The sequence below is a fragment of the Caulobacter sp. CCG-8 genome (genome assembly GCF_037402475.1).
Taxonomy (GTDB): domain Bacteria; phylum Pseudomonadota; class Alphaproteobacteria; order Caulobacterales; family Caulobacteraceae; genus Caulobacter.
Map to the genome: position 1 here is coordinate 64576 of NZ_JBBEUD010000012.1, position 26100 is coordinate 90675.

Annotated in this window: 31 protein-coding genes; 23 read left to right on the plus strand and 8 right to left on the minus strand. The window is 68.7% G+C overall.

The genetic code is table 11. The features are described from left to right. Position 1: 1 nt before the first annotated feature. Positions 2-331 (minus strand): heat shock protein HspQ, encoded by a 330-nt coding sequence (hspQ, locus tag WAE60_RS13275; protein WP_029914740.1) that lies wholly within the window; start codon positions 329-331, stop codon positions 2-4. A gap of 160 nt (positions 332-491) precedes the next feature. Between hspQ and WAE60_RS13280 the strand changes: the two genes are divergently transcribed. The 7 genes from WAE60_RS13280 to guaA all read left to right on the plus strand — a co-directional run bounded on the left by WAE60_RS13280 (position 492) and on the right by guaA (position 7513). Further along, on the plus strand, positions 492-1619 hold the full coding sequence (locus WAE60_RS13280) for a Ppx/GppA phosphatase family protein (protein ID WP_337686962.1): 1128 nt from the start codon (positions 492-494) through the stop codon (positions 1617-1619). Then, positions 1616-2323, plus strand: a complete 708-nt coding sequence (locus WAE60_RS13285; protein WP_029914734.1) for an RlmE family RNA methyltransferase — start codon at positions 1616-1618, stop codon at positions 2321-2323. The genes WAE60_RS13280 and WAE60_RS13285 overlap by 4 nt, the downstream gene beginning before the upstream one ends. Before the next feature lie 100 nt (positions 2324-2423). Continuing rightward, positions 2424-2636: a hypothetical protein gene (locus tag WAE60_RS13290; protein WP_029914733.1), complete on the plus strand. Its 213-nt coding sequence runs from the start codon at positions 2424-2426 to the stop codon at positions 2634-2636. Between the two features lie 100 nt (positions 2637-2736). Continuing rightward, a complete protein-coding gene (guaB, locus tag WAE60_RS13295) occupies positions 2737-4200 on the plus strand; it encodes an IMP dehydrogenase (protein ID WP_029914732.1) in 1464 nt (487 codons plus the stop codon). Positions 4201-4203: 3 nt separating this feature from the next. Then, on the plus strand, positions 4204-4599 hold the full coding sequence (locus WAE60_RS13300) for an MAPEG family protein (RefSeq protein ID WP_337686964.1): 396 nt from the start codon (positions 4204-4206) through the stop codon (positions 4597-4599). 8 nt (positions 4600-4607) lie between these two features. After that, the gene (locus tag WAE60_RS13305) at positions 4608-5888 is read left to right on the plus strand and encodes an RsmB/NOP family class I SAM-dependent RNA methyltransferase (RefSeq protein WP_337686965.1); all 1281 of its coding nucleotides are present in this window, start codon (positions 4608-4610) and stop codon (positions 5886-5888) included. Between the two features lie 62 nt (positions 5889-5950). After that, positions 5951-7513, plus strand: a complete 1563-nt coding sequence (gene guaA, locus WAE60_RS13310) for a glutamine-hydrolyzing GMP synthase (protein ID WP_337686967.1) — start codon at positions 5951-5953, stop codon at positions 7511-7513. 60 nt (positions 7514-7573) lie between these two features. Here guaA and WAE60_RS13315 read toward each other — a convergent pair whose 3' ends face one another. The 3 genes from WAE60_RS13315 to WAE60_RS13325 all read right to left on the minus strand — a co-directional run bounded on the left by WAE60_RS13315 (position 7574) and on the right by WAE60_RS13325 (position 9990). Further along, complete coding sequence (locus WAE60_RS13315; protein ID WP_231499501.1) at positions 7574-8467, minus strand: sensor histidine kinase; 894 nt, start codon at positions 8465-8467, stop codon at positions 7574-7576. Positions 8468-8887: 420 nt separating this feature from the next. Beyond that, a complete protein-coding gene (locus WAE60_RS13320) occupies positions 8888-9325 on the minus strand; it encodes a D-Ala-D-Ala carboxypeptidase family metallohydrolase (RefSeq protein ID WP_337686968.1) in 438 nt (145 codons plus the stop codon). A gap of 74 nt (positions 9326-9399) precedes the next feature. Beyond that, complete coding sequence (locus WAE60_RS13325; protein ID WP_337686970.1) at positions 9400-9990, minus strand: hypothetical protein; 591 nt, start codon at positions 9988-9990, stop codon at positions 9400-9402. A gap of 98 nt (positions 9991-10088) precedes the next feature. Here WAE60_RS13325 and WAE60_RS13330 point away from each other — a divergent pair, with 98 nt between their 5' ends. Next, positions 10089-10658, plus strand: coding sequence for a 2'-5' RNA ligase family protein (locus WAE60_RS13330; protein WP_337686971.1), 570 nt, complete (start codon positions 10089-10091; stop codon positions 10656-10658). 119 nt (positions 10659-10777) lie between these two features. Here WAE60_RS13330 and WAE60_RS13335 read toward each other — a convergent pair whose 3' ends face one another. Further along, on the minus strand, positions 10778-12148 hold the full coding sequence (locus WAE60_RS13335) for a PLP-dependent aminotransferase family protein (RefSeq protein ID WP_337686973.1): 1371 nt from the start codon (positions 12146-12148) through the stop codon (positions 10778-10780). Positions 12149-12213: 65 nt separating this feature from the next. On the opposite strand from WAE60_RS13335, the gene WAE60_RS13340 reads away from it, so the two are divergent. Beyond that, on the plus strand, positions 12214-12609 hold the full coding sequence (locus WAE60_RS13340; RefSeq protein WP_029914720.1) for a DUF983 domain-containing protein: 396 nt from the start codon (positions 12214-12216) through the stop codon (positions 12607-12609). Between the two features lie 112 nt (positions 12610-12721). Here the strand turns inward: WAE60_RS13340 and manD are convergent, their stop codons facing one another. Then, positions 12722-13933, minus strand: coding sequence for a D-mannonate dehydratase ManD (gene manD, locus WAE60_RS13345; RefSeq protein WP_029914718.1), 1212 nt, complete (start codon positions 13931-13933; stop codon positions 12722-12724). A 366-nt stretch (positions 13934-14299) separates the two neighbouring features. Between manD and WAE60_RS13350 the strand changes: the two genes are divergently transcribed. The 3 genes from WAE60_RS13350 (at position 14300) to WAE60_RS13360 (ending at position 19377) form a co-directional block, all read left to right on the plus strand. Further along, positions 14300-16522: a TonB-dependent receptor gene (locus WAE60_RS13350; protein WP_337686975.1), complete on the plus strand. Its 2223-nt coding sequence runs from the start codon at positions 14300-14302 to the stop codon at positions 16520-16522. A gap of 142 nt (positions 16523-16664) precedes the next feature. Beyond that, a complete protein-coding gene (gene uidA / locus WAE60_RS13355; RefSeq protein ID WP_337686976.1) occupies positions 16665-18611 on the plus strand; it encodes a beta-glucuronidase in 1947 nt (648 codons plus the stop codon). A gap of 7 nt (positions 18612-18618) precedes the next feature. Continuing rightward, on the plus strand, positions 18619-19377 hold the full coding sequence (locus WAE60_RS13360; protein WP_337686978.1) for a FadR/GntR family transcriptional regulator: 759 nt from the start codon (positions 18619-18621) through the stop codon (positions 19375-19377). Here WAE60_RS13360 and WAE60_RS13365 read toward each other — a convergent pair. Together WAE60_RS13365 and WAE60_RS13370 are read right to left on the minus strand one after the other, a co-directional pair. Then, the gene (locus WAE60_RS13365; protein WP_337686980.1) at positions 19374-19613 is read right to left on the minus strand and encodes a hypothetical protein; all 240 of its coding nucleotides are present in this window, start codon (positions 19611-19613) and stop codon (positions 19374-19376) included. The genes WAE60_RS13360 and WAE60_RS13365 overlap by 4 nt on opposite strands. Positions 19614-19622: 9 nt before the next feature. Continuing rightward, positions 19623-20363, minus strand: coding sequence for a thioredoxin family protein (locus WAE60_RS13370; RefSeq protein WP_337686981.1), 741 nt, complete (start codon positions 20361-20363; stop codon positions 19623-19625). A gap of 75 nt (positions 20364-20438) precedes the next feature. Here WAE60_RS13370 and WAE60_RS13375 point away from each other — a divergent pair, with 75 nt between their 5' ends. The 11 genes from WAE60_RS13375 (at position 20439) to panB (ending at position 26020) form a co-directional block, all read left to right on the plus strand. Then, the gene (locus WAE60_RS13375; protein WP_029914706.1) at positions 20439-20882 is read left to right on the plus strand and encodes a MarR family winged helix-turn-helix transcriptional regulator; all 444 of its coding nucleotides are present in this window, start codon (positions 20439-20441) and stop codon (positions 20880-20882) included. A 112-nt stretch (positions 20883-20994) separates the two neighbouring features. Continuing rightward, on the plus strand, positions 20995-21351 hold the full coding sequence (locus tag WAE60_RS13380; protein WP_337686983.1) for an ArsC family reductase: 357 nt from the start codon (positions 20995-20997) through the stop codon (positions 21349-21351). Continuing rightward, positions 21352-22011 carry an HAD hydrolase-like protein gene (locus tag WAE60_RS13385; RefSeq protein WP_029914702.1) on the plus strand — a complete coding sequence of 220 codons (660 nt, stop codon included), beginning with the start codon at positions 21352-21354 and terminating at the stop codon, positions 22009-22011. It abuts the gene before it with no gap. Between the two features lie 47 nt (positions 22012-22058). Continuing rightward, complete coding sequence (locus WAE60_RS13390; protein ID WP_029914700.1) at positions 22059-22250, plus strand: hypothetical protein; 192 nt, start codon at positions 22059-22061, stop codon at positions 22248-22250. A gap of 36 nt (positions 22251-22286) precedes the next feature. Next, complete coding sequence (locus tag WAE60_RS13395; RefSeq protein ID WP_337686985.1) at positions 22287-22733, plus strand: hypothetical protein; 447 nt, start codon at positions 22287-22289, stop codon at positions 22731-22733. Beyond that, entirely contained in the window at positions 22733-23248 is a 516-nt protein-coding gene (locus tag WAE60_RS13400) for an RNA polymerase sigma factor (protein WP_337686987.1), read from the plus strand. Before WAE60_RS13395 ends, WAE60_RS13400 begins: the two co-directional genes overlap by 1 nt. After that, positions 23245-23562: a hypothetical protein gene (locus WAE60_RS13405; protein WP_337686988.1), complete on the plus strand. Its 318-nt coding sequence runs from the start codon at positions 23245-23247 to the stop codon at positions 23560-23562. The genes WAE60_RS13400 and WAE60_RS13405 overlap by 4 nt, the downstream gene beginning before the upstream one ends. A gap of 157 nt (positions 23563-23719) precedes the next feature. Further along, the gene (locus WAE60_RS13410) at positions 23720-24115 is read left to right on the plus strand and encodes a DUF6249 domain-containing protein (protein ID WP_337686989.1); all 396 of its coding nucleotides are present in this window, start codon (positions 23720-23722) and stop codon (positions 24113-24115) included. A gap of 28 nt (positions 24116-24143) precedes the next feature. Continuing rightward, positions 24144-24731, plus strand: coding sequence for an RNA polymerase sigma factor (locus WAE60_RS13415; RefSeq protein WP_337686992.1), 588 nt, complete (start codon positions 24144-24146; stop codon positions 24729-24731). Then, positions 24724-25089 carry a hypothetical protein gene (locus tag WAE60_RS13420; protein WP_029914687.1) on the plus strand — a complete coding sequence of 122 codons (366 nt, stop codon included), beginning with the start codon at positions 24724-24726 and terminating at the stop codon, positions 25087-25089. The genes WAE60_RS13415 and WAE60_RS13420 overlap by 8 nt, the downstream gene beginning before the upstream one ends. 103 nt (positions 25090-25192) lie before the next feature. Next, on the plus strand, positions 25193-26020 hold the full coding sequence (gene panB / locus WAE60_RS13425; protein WP_029914686.1) for a 3-methyl-2-oxobutanoate hydroxymethyltransferase: 828 nt from the start codon (positions 25193-25195) through the stop codon (positions 26018-26020). The last annotated feature ends 80 nt before the right edge of the window (positions 26021-26100 follow it).

Genomic DNA, 26100 nt, shown 5'->3' on the forward strand with positions numbered 1-26100 from the left:
CCTAGTGCGAGATCCGCGGCCGCAGCTTGTACGCCCCGTGGTCGAAGCTCTCGAAGATCACCGCCGTCTGGGGGTGGCCCACGGGCTCGCCGGTGTCGTCCGCCAGCAGGTTCTGCTCGGAGACGTAGGCGACGTAGGTGTTGTCGTCGTTCTCGGCCAGCAGGTGGTAGAACGGCTGGTCCTTGGTCGGCCGGATGTCCTCGGGAATGGAGTTCCACCATTCCTCGGTGTTGGCGAACACCGGGTCGACATCGAACACCACGCCCCGGAAGGGGAAGATGCGATGTTTGACCACCTGGCCGATCGCGAATTTGGCGAGTCTCGGGTTCATGTCGCGCAGTTTACACGAGTCTCCTGACTAGAACCTGAACGTAGAGTTCCGTGGCCGGATAACAAGGCGAGGCCTTCCGGTGGGGGAATCCGGCCGCTATGCTCGCTCCCGAAGTGAGGCGGTTCGGCTCGAATCGCCTGCGAGACAAGGTGGAACGACCATGTCGGAGGCGCCGCGAGCGCCCGGCGCGCCTCAGCCTTCGGGCTCGGGCCGGCGCCGGCCGCCAGGCGAGCAGTCGTGCTATGCGGCGCTCGACCTGGGTACGAACAACTGCCGCCTGCTGGTGGCCACGCCTTCGCCGCGCGGCTTCCGCGTCGTCGAGGCCTACTCCCGGATCGTCCGGCTGGGCGAGGGACTTTCCCAGACAGGACAGTTGTCCGACGAGGCCATGGACCGCTCGATGGCGGCCCTGAAGGTCTGCGCCGAGAAGATCCGCCGCCGCAAGGTGGTGCGGGTCAAGGCCGTGGCCACCCAGGCCTGCCGGGGCGCGGCCAATGGTCCTGATTTCGTGCGCCGGGTCGCCGAGGAGACGGGCCTGCGGCTGCAGATCATCACGCCCAAGGAAGAAGCCCAGCTGTCGGTGGCGGGCTGCATGAGCCTGTTCGACCGTGACGCCGAGGCCGCCCTGGTGGTCGATGTCGGGGGCGGCTCGACCGAGCTGTCCTGGGTGGACCTCAAGGGCGAGGGGCTGGACAGCAAACCCCGCCAGTTCGCGACCTGGAAGCTGCCGATCAAGGCCTGGCTGTCGATCCCGATCGGCGTGGTCACCCTGGCCGAGCGCTTCCCCGAGGGCGAGCGGGCGGAGGAGGGCTGGTTCCGGGCCATGGTCGACGCGGTCAAGGCGCGGATCGAAGCCTTCCCGCACGCGGAGCCGATGCGACGGCTTTTCGAGAGCGGCCGGGCCCACATGGTCGGCACCTCGGGCGCCATCACCAGCCTGGCCGGCCTGCACCTGGGCCTGCCGCGCTACGACCGCAACATCGTCGACGGCCTGTGGATGCAGCGCCAGGAATGCGAGGCCGCGGTCGACCGGCTGCTGGCCCTGACCGCGCGGGAGCGGGCCCTCGAGCCCTGCATCGGGGCCGATCGCGCCGACCTGGTGCTGGCCGGCGCGGCGATATTGCAGGCCGTCCAGGAGCTTTGGCCGTGTTCGCGCGTGCGTGTCGCCGACAGGGGGCTTAGAGAGGGGCTCCTGATGTCCTTGATGTCCGATCAGCAGAAGAAGCCGCGCCGGCGTCGGCGAGGCGGCGCCGGTCGGTCGTCCCGCCCCTCGACGGTGAACGCATGAACGACGAACCTCCCCGCAAGCGCATGGTCAAGCCGCCGGCCGGCGGCAACGAAAGCGGCCGCGCCAAGCCGGCGCGCCTGAAGACCGCCTTCGGCCGCACGCCCAGCCAGCAGGCCTGGCTGGAGCGCCAGATCAACGACCCGTTCTCGGCCAAGGCCCGCGCCCTGGGCTATCGCAGCCGCGCGGCGTTCAAGATCAGCGAGATCGACGACAAGTTCCATTTCTTCCGCAAGAACGCGCGGGTGATCGACCTGGGCTGCGCGCCCGGCGGCTGGCTGCAGATCGCCGTCGAGCGCGGCGTGACCCAGCTGGTCGGCGTCGACCTGCTGCCTGTCGACCCGGTGGCCCCGGCCCACATCCTGGAGATGGACTTCACCGACCCGTCCTGTCCGCCCAAGCTGATCGAGCTGCTGGGCGGCGCGCCCGACCTGGTGATGTCGGACATGGCCCCCAACACCGTCGGCCATCGCGAGACCGACCACCTGCGGATCGTCGGCCTGATCGAGATCGGCGCCGAGTTCGCCATCGAGGTGCTCAAGCCCGGCGGCGCCTTCGTGGCCAAGGCCTTCCAGGGCGGCGAGACGGCCGAGGTGATCGCCCGCCTGAAGAAGCACTTCGACAAGGTCGTGCACTTCAAGCCCAAGGCCAGTCGCAGCGACAGCTCCGAGGTCTTCCTGGTCGCGACCGGGTTCAAGGGCCGGTAAGCCCTCCAGGCCCGGCTAGGGTGTTCGACCGATTGCCGGGCGGCGCCGGCGGGCCTGTTCTCTGCGGCGCGCAGTCACGCGCAGTCGTGAGAGTAGCCCGATGTCCAAGTCTTTCAGCCTCGCCGTCGCCCTGGCCTTCGCCCTGTCGGCTTTCGGCTCGTCCGCCCTGGCCGACAAGCAGTGCCGCGACTCCAAGGGCAAGTTCATCAAATGCCCGGCGGCCGCTTCCGCGCCGGCCAAGCCCAAGCAGTGCAAGGACGCCAAGGGCAAGTTCGTCAAATGCGGCTCGCCCGGCGCCAAGCCGGTGAAGTAGGGCGCCTGGCGCTCGCGAACTTTCGTCCCATTTCTGCGGTCGGGCGGGTCGACAGGTCGTCGTCCCGACGCTATACCCGCGCCGCAAAATGGAGACTCCAATGGAGATTCGCGAAGGGCTCACCTTCGACGACGTTTTGCTCGAACCCGGTCCGTCAGACGTCATGCCCACCCAGGTGACGACCGAGACCAAGTTCACGCGTGAAATCAGTCTGAACATCCCGCTCGTGTCCGCCGCCATGGACACGGTCACCGAAAGCCGGCTCGCCATCGCCATGGCCCAGGCCGGCGGCATGGGCATCCTGCACCGCAACCTGACGGTGGAAGAGCAAGCCGACCACGTGCGCGAAGTGAAGCGCTACGAAAGCGGCATGGTCATCAACCCGCTGACCATCAATCCCGAAACCACCCTGGCAGAGATCCGCGAGATCAAGGCCCGGCGCAAGATCTCGGGCTTCCCCGTGGTCGAGGCCAAGAGCGGCAAGCTGGTCGGCATCCTGACCAACCGCGACATGCGGTTCGAGGGCGACGACAAGGTCCCGGCCTCGGCCCTGATGACCCGCGAGAACCTGATCACGGTCTCCGAAGGCATCGATCATCGCGAGGCGCGCGAGCTGCTGCGCAAGCACAAGATCGAGCGCCTGATCGTCGTCGACGACGCCTACCGCGCCGTCGGCTTGATCACCGTCAAGGACATCGAGAAGGCCCAGGCTCACCCCCTGGCCGCCAAGGACGACAAGGGCCGGTTGCTGGTCGGCGCAGCCTCGACCGTCGGCGACGCCGGCTTCGAGCGCTCGATGGGCTTGGTGGAGGCCGGCGTGGACGTCGTCGTCATCGACACCGCCCACGGCCACTCCAGCCAGGTCGCCCAGGCGGTCGCCCGCCTGAAGCGCGAAGCCAACCGCGTGCAGATCGTGGCGGGCAACATCGCCACCTACGACGCCGCCCGCGCCCTGATCGACGCCGGCGCCGACGCGGTGAAGGTCGGCATCGGTCCGGGCAGCATCTGCACCACCCGCATCGTCGCCGGTGTGGGCGTGCCCCAGCTGACCGCCATCGCCGAAGCCGTCCGCGCGGCCCGCGACAGCGGCACGCCGGTGATCGCCGACGGCGGCATCAAGTACTCGGGCGACCTGGCCAAGGCCATCGCGGCCGGGGCCTCGACCGCCATGATGGGCTCGATGTTCGCCGGCACCGAAGAGGCGCCCGGCGAGGTGTTCCTGTACCAGGGCCGCTCGTACAAGAGCTATCGCGGCATGGGTTCGGTGGGCGCCATGGCCCGCGGCTCGGCCGACCGCTACTTCCAGAAGGACATCACCGACAGCTTCAAGCTGGTGCCGGAAGGCATTGAAGGGCAAACGCCTTTCAAGGGCCCGATCGCCCCGGTGCTGCACCAGCTGGTCGGCGGCCTGCGAGCCGCCATGGGCTATGTCGGCGCGCCCGACATCCTCGAATTCCAGCGTCGAGCCCGCTTCGTGCGGATCACCGGCGCCGGCCTGCGTGAGAGCCACGTCCACGACGTGATGATCACCCGGGAAGCGCCGAACTATCCGAGCGCGGTCTAGGCCGTGCGGATGGCCCTCGAACTTCAGATGCTGGGCTGGGCCGTCGTGATCGGCCTGGTCCACCTGCTCTGGGCGGCCGCGGCCGCCCAGCCGCAGCGCGGCCTGAAGTGGAACGTGGGCCCCCGCGACACGCCGGTGGTGCTGACGGGAATGGCGGGGCGCCTGGAACGCGCCTTCGCCAATTTCCGCGAGACCTTCCCGTTCTTCGCCGCCGCCGTGCTGGTCGCCTATCTGGGCGGACGCCTCGGCATGCTCTCGGCCCATGGAGCGGTGCTCTATGTCGGGGCGCGGGCGGTCTACATCTTCCTCTACGCCTTCGGCGTGCCGGTCGTCCGGTCGCTGGTTTGGCTGGCTTCCCTGATCGGCATCGGCCTGATCCTGGCGGCCTTGGTGATCTGAAAGCAAAAATGCGCGACGGCGGCAGACTAGCAGCGGCGATCGAGGTCCTTACCGAGATCGAGACGCGTCATTTCCCCGTACGGATGGCGCTGAAGCGCTGGGGCGAGAGCGCCCGGTACGCCGGCTCCAAGGACCGCGCCTTCGTGTCGGGCCTGGCGCTGGACGCCCTGCGCCGCAAGCGCTCGCTGGGCTGGATGATGGGCGACGACAGCCCGCGCGGCGTGGTGCTGGGCGTGCTGGCCCACGACTGGAAATGGCCGGTCGACCGCATCGCCGAGGCGGCCGGCGAGGAGCACGGCCCCGGCGCCCTGACCGACGCCGAGCGCGAACGCGTCGCCTCGCCGCGCGCGCTGGACGACGCGCCGCCCGCCGTGGCCGGCGACTATTCCGACTGGATGGACGCCTCGCTGGCGCGGGGCCTGGGCGAGAACCGGGCCGCCGAGATGGCCGCCCTGTCGGAGCGCGCCCCGGTCGACCTGCGCATCAACCTGCTGAAGACCGACGTCGAGCGCGGCGCCAAGGCCGTGGCCCTGATCGGCGCCGAACCGGCCGGGGTGCTGGACACCGCCTTCCGCATCCCCGCGCCCCAGGCCGCCGACCGCACGCCGTCGGTCGAGGCCGTGCCGGCCTTCTCCAAGGGCTGGTTCGAGGTCCAGGACCTGGGCTCGCAGATCGCCGCCGCCGTGGCGGGCGACGTCAAGGGCAAGCAGGTGCTGGACTTCTGCGCCGGGGGCGGGGGCAAGACCCTGGCCCTGGCCGCCGCCATGGACAATCGCGGCCAGATCTACGCCCACGACAGCGACGCCCGCCGCCTGGCCGACACCATCCGTCGCGGCCAGAGGGCAGGGGTCCGCAACCTGCAGATCCGTTCGCCGATCGAGGGCGCGCCGCTGAAGGGCCTGGAAGGCAAGCTGGACCTGGTGTTCGTCGACGCGCCCTGCACCGGCTCGGGCACCTGGCGCCGCCACCCCGACGCCAAGTGGCGCCTGTCGCCCGACCAGCTGGCCAAGCGCCAGATCGAGCAGGACGCCGTGCTGGCCGACGCCTCGGACTTCGTGAAGCCCGGCGGCCGCCTGATCTATGTCACCTGCTCGCTGCTGGCCGAGGAGAACGAGGACCGCGTGGCGGCCTTCGTCGAGCGCCATCCGGGCTTCTCGGTGAAGCCCATCACCCTGGCCGGCGTCGAGCAGCACCTGACGCCGGAAGGCTATCTGCGCCTGAGCCCGCATCGCGCCGGCACGGACGGCTTCTTCGCCGCCGTGATCGAGCGCGGGTCCTACGCGCCCTGAACCTGGATTGCTCCCGCAGGGGAGACCGAACCGAAACGACGAACGCTGGAGAGCCTGACCCTATGACCGCCGAACCCCATCACCAGCGCGTCCTGATCGTCGACTTCGGCAGCCAGGTGACCCAGCTGATCGCGCGCCGGGTGCGCGAGGCCGGCGTCTATTGCGAAATCCATCCGTTCGACAAGGCCGAGGCCCTGGTCGACGACTACAAGCCCTCGGCGATCATCCTGTCGGGCGGCCCCGCCAGCGTGCTGGAGGCCGACAGCCCGCGCATCGGGACCAAGCTGTTCGACCTGGGCGTGCCGATGCTGTGCGTCTGCTACGGCGAGCAGCTGCTGTGCGACGTGCTGGGCGGCAAGGTCGAGGGCGGTCACGCCGGCGAATTCGGCCGCGCCGAGCTGACCATCGGCAAGCAAAGCCCGCTGTTCCAGGGCCTGGCCGAGGTCGGCGGACTGGAAACCGTGTGGATGAGCCACGGCGACCGCGTCACCGCCATCCCGGAAGGCTTCGAGGTGATCGCCACCTCGACGGGCGCGCCCTTCGCCGCCATCGCCAAAGACGCCCGCAAGATCTACGGCGTACAGTTCCACCCCGAGGTGGTCCACACCGTCAACGGCGCCAAGATCTACAAGAACTTCCTGTTCAACATCGCCGGCCTGAAGGGCGATTGGACCATGGCGGCCTTCCGCCAGGAGATGGTCCAGAAGATCCGCGACCAGGTCGGCGACGGCAAGGTGATCTGCGGCCTGTCGGGCGGCGTCGACAGCTCGGTGGCCGCCGTCCTGATCCACGAGGCGATCGGCGCCCAGCTGACCTGCGTCTTCGTCGACACCGGCCTGCTGCGCAAGAACGAAGCCGAGCAGGTCGTCACCCTGTTCCGCGACCACTACAACATCCCGCTGATCCACGTGGACGCCGGCGACCTGTTCCTGGGCGAACTGGCGGGCGTCTCCGACCCCGAGACCAAGCGCAAGACGATCGGCAAGCTGTTCATCGACGTCTTCGACAAGGAAGCCGCCAAGATCGAGGGCGCGGCGTTCCTGGCCCAGGGCACGCTCTATCCGGACGTGGTCGAGAGCGTCTCGGCGCGCGGCGGCCCCTCGGCGGTGATCAAGAGCCATCACAATGTCGGCGGCCTGCCGGACTACATGAAGCTGAAGCTGGTCGAGCCGCTGCGCGAGCTGTTCAAGGACGAGGTCCGCGCCCTGGGCGTCGAGCTGGGCCTGGCCCCGGCCTTCGTCGGCCGCCACCCGTTCCCCGGCCCGGGCCTGGCCATCCGCATTCCCGGCGACATCACGCCCGAGAAGGTCAAGGTCCTGCAGGACGCCGACGCCATCTATCTGGAAGAGATCCGCAACGCCGGCCTCTACGACAAGATCTGGCAGGCCTTCGCCGTACTCCTTCCCGTGAAGACGGTCGGGGTGATGGGCGACGCCCGTACCTACGAGAACGTCCTGGCCCTGCGCGCGGTCACCTCGACCGACGGCATGACCGCCGACTTCTTCGAATTCCCGTGGGACGTGCTGGGCAAGACCGCCACCCGGATCATCAACGAGGTCCGCGGCGTCAACCGCGTGGTCTACGACGTGACCTCCAAGCCGCCCGGCACGATCGAGTGGGAGTAGGCTTCCGGCCTTGACGCGCTTTCTTCACGCGAACCGGTTCCCACTTCGCTCGAAAGCGCTCTAGCCGGCCGCCTTCGGCTGGAACGGCGCCCAGGCCTCCACCAGCAGGCCTGGGACCGCGTTGTTCAGCGAGATGTGGCCGTTCACGAACTCCAGCCTCAGGCGCATGCCGGCCAGGCCGACGCCGGCCGTCGCCTGGGTGTTTTCGGGCAGGCCGACGCCGTAGTCGCGGATCGACAGCAGCACCATCTCGCCCGCCTGGCGCAGGCCGATGGTCGCGCGGGGGCTGCCGGCGTGGCGATGCACGTTGGCCAGGGCTTCCTGGGCGACGCGATAGAGCGCCACCTCGATCGACCGGGCCATCTTGGGGAAGTCGTCGGCGATATCGATCTGCAGGGCCAGGCCGGTGCGGCGGGCGAAGCCTTCCGCCATCTGCCGGATGGCCGGCCCCAACCCCATCTCCTCCAGGCCCGGGGGATGCAGCACGTAGGACAGGCTGCGGATCTCCTCCAGCGCGTTGGCGAGCAGGGCTTCGACCTCGACGCGGGTCTTCTCGGCGCGGCCTTCGGCCTTCATCGCGCCCAACATGAGCTTGGCGCCGGTCAGGTATTGGGCCGTGCCGTCGTGGAGTTCGCGCGCGATCCGCCGGCGCTCGTCGTCCTCGGCGTGGAGCAGGGCGGCGGTGGCGCGTCCCAGCGCGGCCTGGGTGTGGCGTTGGACCGTGATGTCCTCGTGCGCCAGGACGATCAGGGTCCGATCGTCGCGGGAAATCCGCGTCGCGGTCAGCCGAGTCCACAGCGGGCCGTTGTCCAGGAAGATCTGGTATTCAAAACGCAGGGGACCAGGCTCGCCGGCAAGCAGATCGCGCAGACCCTGTCTGGCTTCCGCTGCGTCAGGCGCGTCGAGGCTCTCGCAGAACGAGATATAGTCGAGGCCTAGTCCATAGTTTTCCACAGGCAATTCGTGAAACTCGGCGAACTGCATCCAGGCGTCATTAACCGCGATGATTTCGCCCTGGTCGTTCAGGATCGCAACATTCGCGGCAACGGCGTCGAGTATGGATTCGTGCAAGCTAAACGCGGACCATTCGCTCATCTCGTGAGCCGTATGCATTTCGGTATTTAGCCCTGTGTTTTGATTGTTCGTCTCACGCAAGCCACTGTGCAGGATTCGCGCGACGAGGCACGCGAAGAGAACGCATATATTTCATCGCCGCGCATCCGGAGTTTCGGATTTATATTTCAACCGGCGCGATCAGACGTGTGCGGAACACCCGTCGCGAAATGCGGGCGAAAGCCATCGGTTCCTGAAACGCCCGGAAGCGAAGGTTCGCCCCGCCGCGTACGGGAAATACCGGCGCGTGAGATCGGAAGCCTAGGGTTCCAGGCCGTTATAGACCGTCGAGCCGGGACCGCCGGGCTGGCGCAACACCTGCTGGCGCAGCCTGGGATCGAAGCTGATGTGCACGCAGCGGCTCTTCTCGTAGATCAGCTGGTCGAACTTCAGCCCGCTGTCGCGGATGGTCTTGGCGGCTTCCAGGTCGGTGAGGCCGTCGACATGGAAGTCGGCGGCGTGGCCCAGGGCGTGTGCCGAGTTGGGCACGCCCCCGACCGCGGCGTTCACCTGGGGATTGCGATAGGCGCTGGTGATCTCGATCGGCCGGTTGAACAGCGCCCGGACCCCCTCCATCCGCTCGGCCAGCCGCTTGAGGTTCTCCAGATGCGCGGGCGTCGGGTCGTTCTTCACGCCCATCGACAGGGCCTTGCTGGAGATCGTGAATTCCTCGAGCGAGAAATGCGCGCTGAGTTTCATGAGCGCCCCTCCTGGTGCCGTCAGAGGTTAGCGTTTACGCGACACAATCCAAGCGGGAATTTCTGAAGGGGCGCCTACTGAATGTGGCCGTAGTGGCGGGCGACATAGATCACGAAATAGATCAGGGCGCCGCCGGCGAAGAGCGTGTGGAAGCGCAGGTTGCGGATGAAGCAGCCGGCCAGGCTGAGCCCGACCATCAGGGCGATGCGGATCGGATATTCCGGGCTGAGACTCAGGAAGTGCGCCACGCCCTTCAGCAGGGTGTCCAGGACGTCCATCAACAGGCTGGCGATCAGCAGGCCGAAGAACCAGGCCCGCCGCGACATGAAGTAGTCGCCGTAGCCGTCGTACTCGCTGATCTCGGTGGGGAAGATCACGCTGCACAGCAGGAAGATCATCGCCGCTTCCGAGATCAGGAAGAGATAGGTCTCGAAGGTGAGGGCCCGCAGTTCGGTCAGCTGGAACTGCCACCACCAGAAGGCGGTGATCGAGACCATCATGTAGAGCACCCAGCACAGGTGGGGCCACCACAGGTGCTCCTTCTTGGGGTGCTGGATCAGGCCGGCGACGCCGTTCAGCAGCCGCGCCAGGCTGAGGCCCATGATGATGCTGATCATCGTGCGGGCGTGGACCAGGAGATCGTGGGTGGGCGGGGCGACCTGCATGCCGCAAGATGACCACTCGGCGCGGTTGTGCGCTAGCCCCTGGTTTCGCGTGTTGGGAGGTCGTGGCGCCGGTCCCGGAATCCGGGCAGGGTGCGGGGGTGTCCGACCAGTTCTCCCTCTTCGACGCGCCGCCGGCCACCGACCGGCTGTTCTTCGCGATCTTTCCCGACCCGGCGACGGCGGCCGACATCGCCCGGCGGGCCGATGCGCTGCGCGCGGCGCACCGGCTGAGCGGCCGGCCGCTGGCGGCCGAGCGCTTCCACATCACGCTGCACCATCTGGGCGACCATGCCGGCGTGCGACGCGACATCGTGGCCATGGCCGGCGAGGCGGCCCAGGCGATCGCGACCTCGCCCTTCGAGGTGACCTTCCACCGCGCCGCCAGCTTCCACAACGGCGGCAACAATCCCTTCGTCCTGCAGGGCGGCGACGGGCTGGAGGCGCTGAAGGCCTTCCAGCGCGACCTGGGCGTGGCGATGGCGAGAGCCGGCGGCGGCAAGTGGGTGGACAAGACCTTCACCCCGCACGTGACGATGCTCTACGACCGGCAGCTGATCGGCGAGCAGGCGATCGAGCCCGTCAGATGGACCGTGGGCGGCTTCACCCTGATCCACAGCCTGCTGGGGCGGACCGAGCACATTCCGCTGGCGCGGTGGGCGCTGGGCTGAGCCCGCGAAGGAAATTCGCGCCCAAGCTGAACCAATCGCCGTTTCGCGCATTGTCCAGCTGTATCCCCCCTTGATTTGAACTGACCCCGGCGCCGTCAGGCTCCGGGGTTTTTGTTGGTTCAGACGATCGCGGTCGGCTTCAGCAGGGCCGCGACATTGCCCAAGGCCTCGCGCAGCTGCGCCGCTTTGGCCGGACCGCCCAGCGAAATGCGCAGGCCGCCGGGGGCGTCGGGCGTCGCGGCGAAGGCGTCGGCCGTGACCAGGGCCAGGCCGCGCGCCGCCGCCAGGGCGCGAAGCCCGGCCGGGTCGACGCCGGCGGGCAGGTCCAGCCAGACGTGGAGGCTCTCGGCGTCGCCGCGCGCCGCGGGCAGGACCTCGGCGGCGATGGCGCGGCGGGCGCGGGCCTCCAGCCGCACGCCCGCCAGGATGCGGTCGGCGAGACCGTCGCGGATCCAGCGGACGGCGACGGCCGTGGTCAGGGGCGAGCCCATCAGGGCGGTGGCGTGCAGCGCCTCGGCGACCCGCGCGGCCATCGGGCCGGGCGGCGCCGCCAGGAACGCGGTCCGCAGGCCGGGCGTCAGGGTCTTCGACAGGGTGGCGATGTGCAGGGTGTGTTCGGGCGCCAGGGCGGCCAGGGCGGGCAGAGGGCTATCGAACAGCCGGCTGTAGGGATCGTCCTCGATCAGCCAGGCGTCGCTGGCCCCGACGATGGCCGCGATCGCCCGGCGCCGCGCCAGGCCCATGGTCGTGGCGACCGGATTGCGGGTGGTCGGGACCAGATAGATGGCGGCCGGCCGCTCCTCGGCGCAGAGCCGCTCCAGCGCCTCGGGCAGGAATCCTTCGTCGTCGACCGGGCAGGGGACGAGCTTCACGCCCAGGCGCTCGGCCAGGGCGATGATCCCGGGATAGGTCAGGGGCTCGACAACGATGCGGTCGCCGGGCTTGGCGAGGGTGGTCAGGACGGCGGTCAAGGCCGACTGGGCGCCGGGGCAGACCACGATCCGCTCGGGGCCGATCTCGCCCAGCACCGGCGCCAGCCAGGCCGCGCCGGCGGCCCGCTGGCCCGGCGCGCCGGCCCCGGCGTGATAGGCCATCAGGGTCGCGACGTCGGTGCGCTCGAGGACCGCGGCGGTCGTCTCCTTGAGCAGGGCGGCCAGCGACACCCCCTGGGGCGGGGGCGGCAGGTTCATGCTCAGGTCGACCAGGCCGGCCTCGTCGTCCACGGCGCGGCGACGCACGAAGGTGCCACGCCCTACCGCGCCCTCGACCAGTCCGCGCGCCCGGGCGGCGCCGTAGGCGCGGGTCACCGTGGTGAAATCGACGCCCAGCTGGTCGGCCACGGCGCGCTGGGGCGGCAACTGGTCGCCGGGCTGCAGCTCGCCCTCGCGGACGGCGGTTTCCAGGGCCTCGACCAGGGCCAGGTAGATCGGTCGGCCGCCGCCCGTGGCGACGTGCCTCAGCCAGCCAGCCGTGGGCCGGTCGCGGGTCATGGTTGCTTTTCCATGGCGCGATACATACATTCTATTGGTAATGTATGCAACAAGGCGCGCATTGTATGGACCGGCCCCTTCTCACCCACTATGACAACCCCACCAGCCTGCAGGCGGGGCTGACGTGCCGCTGCCCCCGCTGCGGCGAAGGCAAGCTGTTCGCGGGCTTCCTGCGGCTGGCCAAGCGTTGTGACCGCTGCGGCCAGGACTTCAGCTTTGCCGATCCGGCCGACGGCCCGGCCTTCTTCGTCATGACCGGCGTCGGCATCGTGGTGATCGCGATCTGGGCCTGGGCGGTCGTCGCCTGGAACCCGCCGCTGTGGGTGCAGTTCGCGACCGTGTTCCCGGCCCTGCTGGCCGGCTGCCTGGGCACGCTGCGCCCCGTGAAGGCCTGGCTGGTGGCCGAGCAGTACATCCACAAGGCCAGCGAGGGCGGCGCCTCCAGCGTCGAGCAACGCTAGGAACGGCAAGGGGAGGGGACGCCCGCGGCGGGGGCGGTGCGGACATCCCCTCGGTCGCGCCGCGCGAAGGCGGCGCGCGATCCCGTCCGGCAGGCGGACGGGACATGCGGGATCACCAGTTGAACAGGGTGCCGTCCTCGAGACGGTTCACCGGCAGGCTGGCGGGGCGGTAGGGGAACTGAGCGGCCAGGTCCTCGTCGATGTCCACGCCATGGCCGGGCGCTTCGCCGGGGTGCAGCTCGCCGTCCTTGAAGGTGTAGGCGTGCGGGAATACCCGGTCGGTATCGGCGGTGTGGCGCATGTATTCCTGGATGCCGAAGTTCGGGACCCACAGGTCGAAGTGCAGGGCCGCGCCCATGCACACCGGCGACAGGTCCGTGGCGCCGTGGAAGCCGGTGCGCACATTGTTGATCTCGGCCAGGCCGGCGATGCGCTTCAGGTGCGAGATCCCGCCGGCGTGGACAATCGTCGTGCGGATGTAGTCGATCAGCTGCTCGTCGATCAACTGCTTGCAATCCCAGATCGAGCTGAACACCTCGCCCACAGCCAGGGGCGTGGTGGTGTGCTGGCGGATCAGGCGGAAGCTGGCCTGGTTCTCGGCCGGGGTGACGTCCTCCAGCCAGAACGGACGATAGGGCTCCAGGTCCTTGCCCAGGCGGCCGGCCTCGATGGGCGTGAGGCGGTGATGGCTGTCGTGCAGCAGGTGCACTTCCTCGCCAAGCGCCTTGCGCGCCGCCTCGAACAGCTTGGGCACGGTGGGCAGGTACTTGCTGGTCGACCAGACGTTCTCGGTGGGCAGGGCCGCGTCGGCCGGCTCGTAGAACAGCTTGTCGCCCGAGACGCCGTAGGTGCTGGCCAGGCCCGGCACGCCGGTCTGCAGGCGGATCGCCTTGTAGCCCATGGCCTTGTAGTTCAGCGCCTCGTTGATCGTGTCCTCGATCGTCGCGCCGTTGGCGTGGCCGTAGACCATCACGCCGGTGCGGCTGGCGCCGCCCAGCAGCTGGTACAGCGGCAGGCCCGCGACCTTGGCCTTGATGTCCCACAGCGCCACGTCGACGGCGGCGACGGCCGACATCGTCACCGGCCCGCGCCGCCAGTAGGCGCCGCGATACAGGAACTGCCAGATGTCCTCGATCTGGTGAGCGTCGCGGCCGATCAGGCAGGGGATGACATGGTCGGTCAGATAGCTGGCCACGGCCAGTTCGCGCCCGTTCAGGGTGGCGTCGCCGATGCCGTACACGCCGTCGGAGGTCGTGATCTTCAGGGTGACGAAGTTGCGTCCCGGGCAGGTGACGATGACCTTGGCGTCGATGATCTTCAGCATGCGGGCCTTCCGTAAATCCTGACTGGCGCGCGCTGCGTGCAGGGCCGCGCCGCGCTCCCGCGAGCCCCCGAGGATTCGCGAAAGAGTTCAAAAGTGGCCTGGCCAATTGCGTCGTTTCCACCCCTGGTGTCAAGCGAGCGCCGCCCGACGCGTCTTGAATCCCCGCACCTCTCGAACACTTTCCTCCGCGAAATCATCAAATATAACGGTCACATGGCCGGAATCGCGAAAATTTCGGAAACCGGTGTCATCGAATTTGGAGGAGAGGCCAGGGGAATATCTTGAAAGTGTCCTGGCCACTTGTTAGGTTCCCGACCATCGACACGGCGAACAAGCCACCAAACGAGTCGAGAAGAGGGGAAATCCATGAAGCGGCTGCTCTGCTGCGCGTCCACGCCCGCGCTCCTGCTGGCCATGTCCACCACGGCCTTCGCCCAGGCCGCGCCCGACGCCATCGCGCTGGACGAGGTGGTCGTCACCGCCCAGAAGCGCGCCGAGAACGTCCAGAACGTGCCCTTGGCCGTTTCGGTCGTCACCGCCCGTCAGCTGGAAAGCGCCGGCGTCAAGGAATTCACCGACGTCTCGCGTGTCGCCCCGTCCCTGACCATCCGCCAGGCCGACCAGCCGATCAACGCCTCGGTGGCGCTGCGCGGCATCGGCACCTTCGCCTACGGCATCGGCGTCGAGCCCAGCGTCGCGGTCCAGCTGGACGACGTGCCGGTCTCGTTCCAGGCCCGGGCCTTCTCCGACCTGACCGACGTCGAGCGCGTGGAAGTGCTGCGCGGCCCGCAGAGCACCCTCTACGGCAAGAGCGCCTCGGCCGGCCTGATCAACATCACCACCCGCGACCCGACCCCGCAGTTCAGCGTCCTGGCCAACGCCCTGGCCACCGACGACCACGAATATCGCGGCGCGGTCAGCCTGTCGGGCCCGATCGGCGAGACCCTGGGCTTCCGCCTGAGCGCCAGCCGCAGCGAATACGACGGCAACGTCAAGAACCTGTACGACGGCAAGAAGGTCAACGGCCGCGACGAGACCTCGGTCCGCGGCAAGCTGGTCTGGCGGCCCATCGAGGACCTGAAGGTCACGCTGGGCGCCAGCTATATCGATGGCGTCGCCACCTCGAACGCGACGATGCGGGTCTATACGCCGGGCGCCACCCTGCGCGGCACGCCGGGCCTGACCGCGAACGTGACCATGCCTGGCGTCGTGCCAGGCGAGGAGAACCTGACGGTCAGCAACGACACGCCGCCCTATGCGAAGAGCGAGGGCCTCGGCCAGTCGCTGAAGGTCGAGTACGACCTGCCCCAGGACTTCACCCTGGTCTCGATCACCTCGCACGACCAGTTCCGCCTGGACGACCAGCTGGACTCCGACCGGACGTCCTATGCCGGGATCAAGAACTCCCAGGGCGGTTACTTCAAGGCCAAGGCCAACACCCAGGAGTTCCGCCTGCTGTCGCCGGGCGACGGGCCGTTCCGCTACACCCTGGGCCTGTTCTACGGCGACAACGACCTGCGCCGCAGCTTCAAGCGGGGCCCGGTCTTCTCGCTGGCCCAGTGGTACGCCATGGCCACTTCGGAGAACAAGGCGGCGTTCGGCCAGGCTGAATGGACCTTCCTGCCCAAGACCACGGCGATCGTCGGCCTGCGCTACCAGAAGGAAGACATCGGCTACTATTTCAACGACATCCAGAACGGCAACGCCAAGTTCTCGGGCGGCGACAGCGACAAGTCGGCGACCTATCGCCTGGGCCTGCGCCACCAGCTGACCGACGACGTCATGCTGTTCGGTTCGTACGCCACGGGCCATAAGGGCCAGACCTACGACCTGACGACCGGCTTCAACCAGGCCCGCGCCGACGTCGGTCCGATCGCGCCCGAGGAGTCCAAGTCGTTCGAGATCGGGCTGAAGAGCCAGCTGCTCGATCACCGGGTGATGCTGAACGCCACCGCCTTCCACGTGAAGTACGACGACTACCAGGCCCAGGGCATCGACACGATCGGCGGCACCCAGAACTTCCGTCTGACCAACGTCGGCAAGGTGCTGACCAAGGGCGTGGAGGTCGAGGCGACGGCGATCGTCACCCGCGAGCTGCGATTCAACGCCTCGGCCGCCTATGTCGACGCCAAGATCACCTCGTTCCCGAAGGCGGCCTGCTGGCCGGGCCAGACCGCGGCCCAGGGCTGCGTCGCCGGCTCGCCCTCGTTCCAGGACCTGAAGGGCGCGACCCTGCCCAACGCGCCCAAGTGGAAGCTGAACGCCGGCATGGACTTCACCCAGCCGCTCGGCAGCTACGAAATGCTGTTCTCGGCGGCCTACGCTTATCAGACCAAGGTCAACTTCTCGCTGAACACCGACCCGGGCACGGTCCAGAAGGCCTACGGCGTGGTCAACGTCTCGGGCGGCTTCCGCAAGCCGGACGACGGCTGGCAGGTCGTGGCTTTCGTCAACAACGTGTTCGACAAGAGCTACGGCGTGAACGGCGCCAACCAGTACGGCAACTTCGGCAGCCAGACGGTCACCGAACTGCAGCCGGCGCGCGACTTCCACCGCTATGCGGGCGTGCGCCTTTCTCTGAATTACTAGGGGCGCTGAACTACTAGGACTTTCTCCCGGGGTCCTCGAGCGGCGGGCTTCGGCCCGCCGCCTTTCTTCTTTCTGGTCCTGGCGGCGGGATTCGCCGCTAGGTTCGACTTCAAAAGACGTTTCAACAGGCGAGGGCGTACGGATGGCTGACAATTCGGGCAAAGACGGCGGCGAGGCCCCGCGGGGTCAGGTCACCCGCAGGAGCATGGTCGGCGTGTCGGGCGGCATGGTGCTGGCCGGCGTGGCGGCCGGCGCCACCCAGGCCCAGGCGCGGGCGGCCAAGCCGGGTCCGGCCGTGGGCGCCCCCGGCATCCTCTATCCCCACGAAAGCGCCACGCGCTCGACCAAGAGCCTGGCGGCCACCTGGCGCTTCCGCACCGATCCCAAGGACGTCGGCGAGGCCGAGGGTTGGCAGAAGGGGCTGAAGGACTTCCGCCTGATCCCGGTCCCGGCCAGTTGGAACGACATCTTCGACGACGTGCGCAACTATGTCGGCTCGGCCTGGTACGAGACCAACTTCCGCGTCGACAAGGGCTGGGCCGGCCAGCGCATCCACCTACGCTTCGGCTCCGTGAACTACACCGCCAAGGTCTGGCTGAACGGCAAGCCGCTGGGCGGCCACGTCGGCGGCCACCTGCCGTTCGCCTTCGACATCACGGACGCGGTGTCGCTGGACGGCGAGAACGTGCTGACCGTGCTGGTCGAGAACAAGATCCAGCTGGATCGCGTGCCCGCCACGCCCGACCGCGCGCGCTGGCACATGCACACTGTCCACTTCCCGCAGACGGCCTACGACTTCTTCCCCTATTCGGGCATCCACCGTCCGGTGCTGCTGTTCACGACGCCCGACGTCCACCTGAAGGACGTGACGGTGAAGACCGCCCTGGACGGCAAGGTCTCGATCGACCTGGAGACCAGCGCCCCGTGGTCGGGCAAGGCCAGCGTGACGATCTCCGACGACAAGGGCGAACAGAAGGGCTCGGTCGCGCTCGGCGGCGGTAAGGGCTCGACCGTCGTGTCGCTGAAGAACCCGCGCCTCTGGAGCCCGGAGGACCCGCACCTCTACACCCTGACGATCCGCCTGGAGAACGGCGCGGCGTCCGACGAATACGCCTTCAAGATCGGCGTGCGCACCATCGAGGCCAAGGGCGACAAGCTGCTGCTGAACGGCAAGCCGGTGTTCCTGCGCGGCTTCGGCAAGCACGAGGACTTCCCGATCCACGGCCGCGGCCTGGACGTGCCCTCGATCATCCGCGACTTCGAGCTGCTGAAATGGATCGGCGGCAACAGCTTCCGCACCTCGCACTATCCCTACAGCGAGGAAGCGATGATGCTGGCCGACGAGCACGGCCTGCTGGTCATCGACGAGACCCCCGCCGTCAGCCTGGTGTTCGCCGATCCGCCGGAGATCCAGGAGGCGCGGTCCAAGCAGCTTCGGCAGGACATCGTCGATCTGGTCCGTCGCGACAAGAACCACCCCTGCGTGATCATATGGTCGCTGGCCAACGAGCCGCTGGTGAAACCCTTCCACACGACCGATCCCGAGCCGCCCGGCGGCAACGAGACCGGCCTGAAGTTCTTCTCGCCGCTGTTTGACCTGACCCGCCAGCTGGACTCCACCCGGCCGGTGACCATCGTCAGCGTCCAGGGCGGCTCGACCGACTGGCAGGCCCTGGGCGACGTGATCTGCACCAACTCCTACCAGGGCTGGTACTCGCTGTCGGGCCAGCTGGACCTGGCCGAGGAGGCGCTGAAGAACGACGTCGCCAAGCTGCGCGCCCGCCACCCGAACAAGCCGATCATGTTCACGGAGTTCGGCGCCGACGCGGTGGCCGGCATGCACGCCCATCCGCCCGAGATGTGGACCGAGGAATACCAGGCCGACATGGTCGAGATGTATATCCGGGTGTTGGGCGAATACCCGTTCATCTTCGGCACCCACCCCTGGGCCTTCGCCGATTTCCGCACATCGCAGAGCATCATGCGGATCGGGGCGCTGAACCACAAAGGCTTCTTCACCCGCGAGCGGAAGCCCAAGCTGGTGGCCCATCGCGCCCGCGCGCTGTGGAGCAAGCCGGCCAAGGTCTGATCCCGCCGTGGCCGAGCCCGTCGCCGACTCGCGGAAGCTGCGCCAGCACATCGCCAACCTGATCGCGGCCTCGATCCGCGACGGGCGCTGGGCGACGGGCGAGCGGCTTCCGTCCGAGCGCGACCTGGCCGACGACCACAAGGTCAGCCGGCCGACCATCCGCGAGGCGATGATCATCCTGGAGGCGCGGGGCCTGGTCGAGGCGCGGCACGGGGCGGGGGTCTATGTGGCCGACGCCCCGCGGCCCGAGGTGTCCGCGCCCCGGCTCGAGGTCAGCGCCTTCGAGCTGGTCGAGGCCCGGCGGCTGATCGAGGGCGACGCCTGCGCCCTGGCGGCGGCGGTGATGACCGATGACCAGCTCGACGAGCTGACGGTCATCCTGCACGACATGGCCGAGGAGCATGACTTCGGGGCGCTGGCCGACCTGGCGGACCGGCGCTTCCACGTCGCCATCGCCAAGGCCAGCCGCAACGGCGTGCTGGTGGCCATGGTCGAGAACCTGTGGGACCTGCGCTACCAGCCGGCCTGCCGCGACCTGCTGGAGCGGGCGGGAAGGATGCGGGCCCAGCCCCTGGTCAACGACCACCAGGAGATTCTCGACGCCCTGAAGGCCCGCGATCCGGTCGCGGCCCGCACGGCGATGCGCGAGCATCTGGGGCGGCTGATCGACAACCTGATGGCCGTGGTCGAGGCCGACGCGCTGGAGGAGGCGAGGGCGCGGATCCGCGCCCGCCGCAGCGAGGTGGCGCGCCGGGCCGGCGTCTAGCGGAAGCGGGGCGGCCCAGAGCAGAGCGGCGCGGCGACGATCTCGGCCAACACCGTGCGGTCGTGGGCCAGGGCCCGCTGGCGATAGTGCTCGAGGTGCTGCGGGACTAGGACGGCCAGGGCCGTGGCGGCGCCGCCGGCGACGATCGCCATCGGCCACGCGCCCAGCAGGGCCCGCAGGCCGCGCGCCGAGGCCCCGGTCAGAACGGCCAGCAGTCCCAGCGCGCAGCACAGCATGGCGGACGCCTAGGCCGGGATCGCTTCGGCGTGGCAGGCCTTGGCGGGTTCGGCGTCCTCGTACTCGTCATGGCGACGCATCCAGTCGCCCATGTTGCCGGACTCGTTGCGGCCCAAGGGCGCGCGATCAAGGATCATGTAGGTCCCGATCAGCTCCTCGCCGCCGCGGCCGTAGCTGGAATAGGTGTGGAACACCTGGCCGGTCTCGTCCTTGAAGAACGAGCTCATGCCCGGGGCTTCGCCCGAATCCGGGCTGGCGGGCTCGAAGTTGTAGGTGGCGCCGGCCGCGATGGTCTCCGGCGTGAAGGAGAGGCCGAAGTCGTAGTTGAACTCGCCGCCGAACGACGAGACCCAGGGGAATTTCCAGCCCATCCGCGCCTTGTAGGCGGCGACCTTGTCCAGCGGCGCGCGCGACACGGCGATCAGGGTCACGTCGTGATGGTTCAGGTGGGGCAGGGTCCCGTCCAGATGGTCGACCAGGAACGAGCAGCCGGGACAGCCGGCCTCCCATTCGGGCGGCAGCATGAAGTGGTAGACCACCAGCTGGCTGCGCCCGTCGAACAGCTGGTCCAGGGTCTTGCGGCCGGTCGGGGTGTCGAACGTGTAGGTCTTGTCGATCTTGACCCAGGGCAGGGCCAGGCGCTCGGCGGCGTTGCGGTCGCGCAGCCGCGTCTCTTCCTTTTCATGGACCAGCAGCGCCTTGCGCGCTTCCAGCCATTCCTCTCGCGACGCGACCTTCGGGTTCGCCATTGTCCTTCTCCCTGTTCGTGAGCCCGCCCGGCCTCCGGCCTTGACAGATAACGTTGATATCAACATAATTAGACCGTGTCAAAGCCCCTGCAGGTCCCGTACGCCGCCACCCTCCACGTGAAGGACACCTGTTTGTGCCTGCACGCCCAGCGCGCGGCGCGGGCCCTGGCGCGGCGCTTCGACGACGCCTTGCGCCCGTTCGAGCTGACCAGCGGCCAGTTCTCGCTGCTGATGTCGCTGAACCGGCCCGAGCCCCCGACCATCGGTTCGGTGGCCGGCCTGCTGGCCATGGACCGCACCACCCTGACCGCCAATCTCAAGCCGCTGGAGCGACGCGGCCTGCTGACGGTGGCCATCGACCCCAAGGACCGCCGCAACCGCCGGCTGGCCCTGACTCCAGCGGGCATGTCGGTGCTGGCGCGCGCCTTGCCGGTCTGGACCTCGACCCACGCCGAGGTCGAGGCGGGACTGCCGCAAGGCGGCGACGCCCTGCGCGCGGGGCTTCTGGCCCTGGCCTGACCCGGATCGGGACGCCCGGGGTGTTCACCCAGGTCTTTTTCCGTTTTGCCCGATGGCGCGCGAACTCTAGGCTGTCAGACTCGAGAATCTGACGCGCACGGAGCAATCAGGCGTGACGACCACGATCTACGGCATCAAGGCCTGCGACACGATGAAGAAGGCGCGGGACTGGCTGGACGGTCACGGCGTGGCCTACGCCTTCCATGACTACAAGACCGTCGGGATCGACCGTCCGCGCCTGGAAATCTGGAGCAAGGCCGTGGGCTGGGAAACCCTGCTCAACAAGGCCGGCACCACCTTCCGCAAGCTGCCGGACGCCGACAAGCAGGGCATCGATCAGGCCAAGGCCATCGACCTGATGCTGGCCCATCCGTCGATGATCAAGCGGCCGGTTCTTGCGACGGGCGATCAACTGCTGGTCGGATTCAAGCCAGACGTGTATGGTCGCGCCATGGGTTCGGGGGGCTGAATGGACGCCCAGATCGATCTGGTCATCTTCGATTTCGACGGCACGCTGGCCGACAGCACGGCCTGGGCCATCCGCGCCGTACGGCCGCTCGCCGAGCGCTTCAAGTTCAAGGCGGTCACCGAGGACGAGATCGCCATGCTCCGCGGCCGCACCAGCCGGGAGATCATGGCCTATCTGGGCCTGCCGCTGTGGAAGGTCCCGCTGGTCGCGGCCCACGGCAAGAAGATGATGGCCGCCGAAGCCCACGCCATCCCGCTGTTCTCCGGCACCGGCGACCTGCTGCGCGCCCTGTCGGCCGCCGGGCTGCGGCTGGCGATCGTCAGCTCCAATTCCGAGACCACGATCCGCTCGATCCTGGGCGCCGAGCTGGCGGGCCTGGTCGACCACTACGGCTGCGGGGCCGCGATCTTCGGCAAGGCCGCCAAGTTCAAGGCCGTGGTCAAGGCCGCGCGCATCCCCAAGGACCGGGTGCTGTGCATCGGCGACGAGACGCGCGACATCGAGGCCGCGCGCGAAGCGGGCCTGGCCTGCGGGGCCGTCGAATGGGGCTACGCCACGCGTCGCGCCCTGGCCGACCACGGCCCGACCATGATGTTCTCGGCCATGGACGAAATTATTTCGCGGGTCGCCGCATCCAATCAGCAGGTCGGCGCCGACTAGTCTTCAGAAAAGGCGCGAAGGGTCGCGTCGATCTGGAGATGAGACCGATGGAAGAGCTGTTCCGCTCTTATTGGTGGCTGGTGTTCCCCTTGAGCTGGATCGCGTTCGGGGCCTTCCAAAGCTGGCTGGCCTATCGCGCGCGCCGCGACACCATGGCCCTGCTGAAATCCTACGCCGAGGCCGGCCGGGAGCCGCCCGCCGAGCTGGTGGCGCGCCTGCGCGTCCGCGGCGCCTGCTGAACCTGAAGGCGTCCGGGACGCCTGGAGACCAAGACCATGGAAGAACTCTTTCGATCCTACTGGTGGCTGATCTTTCCGCTGAGCTGGTTCGTGTTCGGCGCCTATCAGAGCTGGCTGTCCTACAAGGCCAACCGCGACACGCTGGACCTGATCAAGACCTACGCCCAGTCGGGACGCGAGCCGCCGCCGGAACTTCTGGCCAAGCTCAGCAAGCGCTGGAACGACGGCAACGGGCTGGGCGAAGCGGACGACGACAACGACGATCGCGGGCATCGCCGCTACCACCGTCGCCGCTACCGCCGCTATCACGGATGGTCCCGTGTGGCGCTCTTCGGTTGCCTCTGCGCCGGCTTCACCTTCGCGTCGTTGACTGGCTTCTACGGGGAGGCGGGCCCGGCCTTCATCATCGTCGCCTTCGTGATGGGCGCCCTGGCCGTGTCGTCGGTGGTGTCGATCCTGGTGGATCGAGGGCCGCGCGTCTGATGGACGCGCCGCTGGTCCGGGCCGCGCGGGGCGGGTCGCAATCCGCCTTCGCCCGCCTGGTGGCGGCGCACGAGCGATCCTTGCGCGGCTTCCTGCGCAAGAGCGGCTTCGGCGACGCCGACGACATCGCCCAGGAGGCCTTCCTGGCGGCCTGGTCCGGGCTCAACCGGCTGCGCGACGACGAGGGCTTCCGGGCCTGGCTGTTCGGCATCGCCTGGCGCAAGGCCCTGGACCACAGCCGCTCGGTCCGCCGCGCCGCCCGCCGCGACGAGGCCTGGCGCGGGGACCAGGTCGAGGAGGCCCCACGACAGGCCGATCCGGCCGACCGCATGGCCCTGGAGGCGGCCCTGGCCGACCTGCCGCCGGATCAAAGGGCCTGCGTCACCCTGTGCCTGGGCCAGGGCTGGTCGCACGGCGAGGCGGCCGAGGTGCTGAACCTGCCCCTGGGCACGGTGAAGTCGCATGTGAACCGAGGACGTGAGAGACTGTTGTCAGTACTGGGAGACGCGTCATGACCCCCGACGAACGCCTGGCCGCCTTTTTGTCCGAGGAGGCCGCTCCGGCCCAATCCGGTTCGGCGCGCCCATCGGTCGACGCGATGTTCGTCGCCGAGGTGATGCAGGCCGTGGGCCGGCGCGAGCTGCGGATCAAGCTGGCCTCGGCCGCCGTGACCGCCGTGGCCGCCGGCGCGGTGCTGTGGGCCTGCGCCCCGGTCCTGGACCTGGCGGTCCAGATCCTGGCGCCCGTCCTGCTTCCGGTCGCCGGGATCCTGACCGTGGCGGCGGCGGTCGTCGTCGCCCTGGGCGGCCAGGGCCTGGCGCGCCGCTAGACGCTGGATTTCCCCGGGAATCGGCCGAAACCTTCGAAAGGCGCAGCCTTACGAAAGTTTCATCCGACCCGGCGCCTCCAATCGGCATGGCCCAGGTCTCTTACCTACAGAAGGCGAGGGCAGACGCTCCCGCCACACATTCGAGGGGACTTAGGTCATGGACCTTGGAATTCTGATCCCGCTGGCGCCGTTCCTGATGGTCGCGGCCATCGTGATCGTGCCGGCCTGGCTGCGGACGCGCGAGCGCCGCGAGATGCAGGCGACCGTCCGGGCCGCCATCGAGAAGGGGCAGCCGCTGCCTCCGGAACTGGTCGAGGCCCTTTCCAAGGACGTTCGTCCGCGGATCGTCTCGTCGGCGCACCGCGACATGCGGATCGGCGTGATCCTGCTGTTCGTCGCCGGCGGCGTCGCCCTGACCGCCCTGGCGCTGGGCCAGATCAACGACTACGCGATGTACGGCACGCTGGCCGGCTCGGCCATTCCCGGCACCATCGGCTTGGCCTTCGTGATCCTCAGCTTCTTCAACCCCAACAAGCGTCCGCCGCAAGACTGACGATCGCGGGGAAGAGGGGACCAAACCAATGGGCACTGAACGCCCACCCACCGGCCACGACGTCGAACTGGCCGCCCTGGCGGCGGCCGGCGACCGGCGGGCCTTCGGCGAGCTGGTGCGCCGCCACGGCTCGGCCGTGCGGGGCCTGCTGCGCCGGCTGGGGGCCGATCCGGCCACGGCCGACGACGTCGCCCAGGACGCGTTCCTGGTCGGCTACGAGCAGATCGCCGAATATCGCGGGGAGGGGGCCTTCGCGGGCTGGATCAAGAAGATCGCCGCGCGGCTCTATCTGCGGAAGGTCAAGCGCGAGGCCCGCCTGGTGCTGACCGAGACTCCCGAGGAGGAGGCTCCGATTGGGCCCGACGGCTCCGCCGCGACGGCCGACCGCCTCGATCTGGACGAAGCCCTCAAGTCGTTGTCGAAGGCCGAGCGGCTCTGCGTTTCCCTCTGCTACGGGGCCGACTGGTCGCACGCCGAGGCTGCCGAGGTCTTGAACATCCCCCTTGGGACGGTCAAATCCCATGTCAAACGTGGTTTGGATAAACTCAGGGCCCGGATGGCCGCGCCGTCCGGGAGCGCATCGAACGACTCCGCCAGGAGAGAAAGCCATGGCTGACCTGGATTTCGAAACCCAGCTGGCGCGCCTCTACGGCCAGGCTCCGGCGTTCCGCGACGCCGACCTGTTCGCGCAGCAGGTCACCGACCGGCTGGATCGGGGCTGGGCGCTGCGCCGCGTGCTGATCGGCGCCACCGGCGTCGTGGCCGGCGTGGCGGCGGCCGCGCAGCTGGTCAGCGCGCGATTCTCCACCGAGTTCTCGGAAATGTCGCACGAGGGCGCGCAGCAGCTGGGCAAGCTGACCCAGCGCTACGACCAGCTGTTCACCCTGGGCGGATCGGAGACCCTGTGGCTGGCGGTCGCCCTGGCCGGCCTGGCCCTGGCGTTCGCCGTCACCCGGCTGATGGACGAGGTCTAAGCCCCGCTTCCGGCGCGGTTTCGGTCAAGTTTTCAACGATCATGTTGCGGCGCCGAACATTCTGGCGGAAAACGGCACGCTTTTTTCCGCTGGAGTGCCCGTCCTGTCCGCCCACCGTGAAGAGAAGGTCCGTCGCTTGGCGGCGCCCGACATCGCCGCGCGCAAGGGCGGCGAGCCCATCGTCTGCCTGACGGCCTACACCGCGCCGATCGCCGCGGCGCTGGACGAGTCGTGCGACCTGCTGCTGGTCGGCGACTCGCTGGGCATGGTGGTCCACGGCCTGCCCAACACCGTGGGCGTGACCATGGAGATGATGATCCTGCACGGCCAGGCGGTGATGCGCGGCTCGCGCAAGGCGATGGTGGTGGTCGACATGCCGTTCGGCTCGTACGAGGGCGCGCCCGAGGAGGCCTACGCCAACGCCGTGCGGATCATGAAGGAGACCGGCTGCCAGGCGGTGAAGGTCGAGAGCGGCTCCACCGTGCCCGCCACGATCGCCTATCTGGTCCAGCGCGGCATCCCGGTGATGGGCCATATCGGCCTGCGCCCCCAGGCGGTGCTGGTGGACGGCGGCTTCAAGGCCAAGGGCAAGGACGAGGCCGGCCGGCTGAAGGTGCTGGAGGAGGCCCGCGCCACGGCCGAGGCCGGCTGCTTCGCGATCGTGGTCGAGGGCGTGGCCGAGGGCCTGGCCCGCGAAGTGACCGCCGCCGTCTCGGTTCCGACCATCGGCATCGGCGCCTCGGCCGGCTGCGACGGCCAGGTGCTGGTGGTCGATGACATGCTGGGCCTGTTCGACTGGACCCCCAAGTTCGTGCGCCGCTACGCCGACCTGAAGGGCGAGATCGAGCGGGCCGCCGCCGACTACGCCCGCGACGTCAGGGCCCGCACCTTCCCGGGCGAGGCCGAGACCTACTACGCGAAGAAGACCTAGGCAGCTCGCGCGCCGGTTCCGCCCCGTTGCGGCTGGCGTGGACACGCTATAGGTTCGCCGCCTCGGTGGGTTTCGCCCGC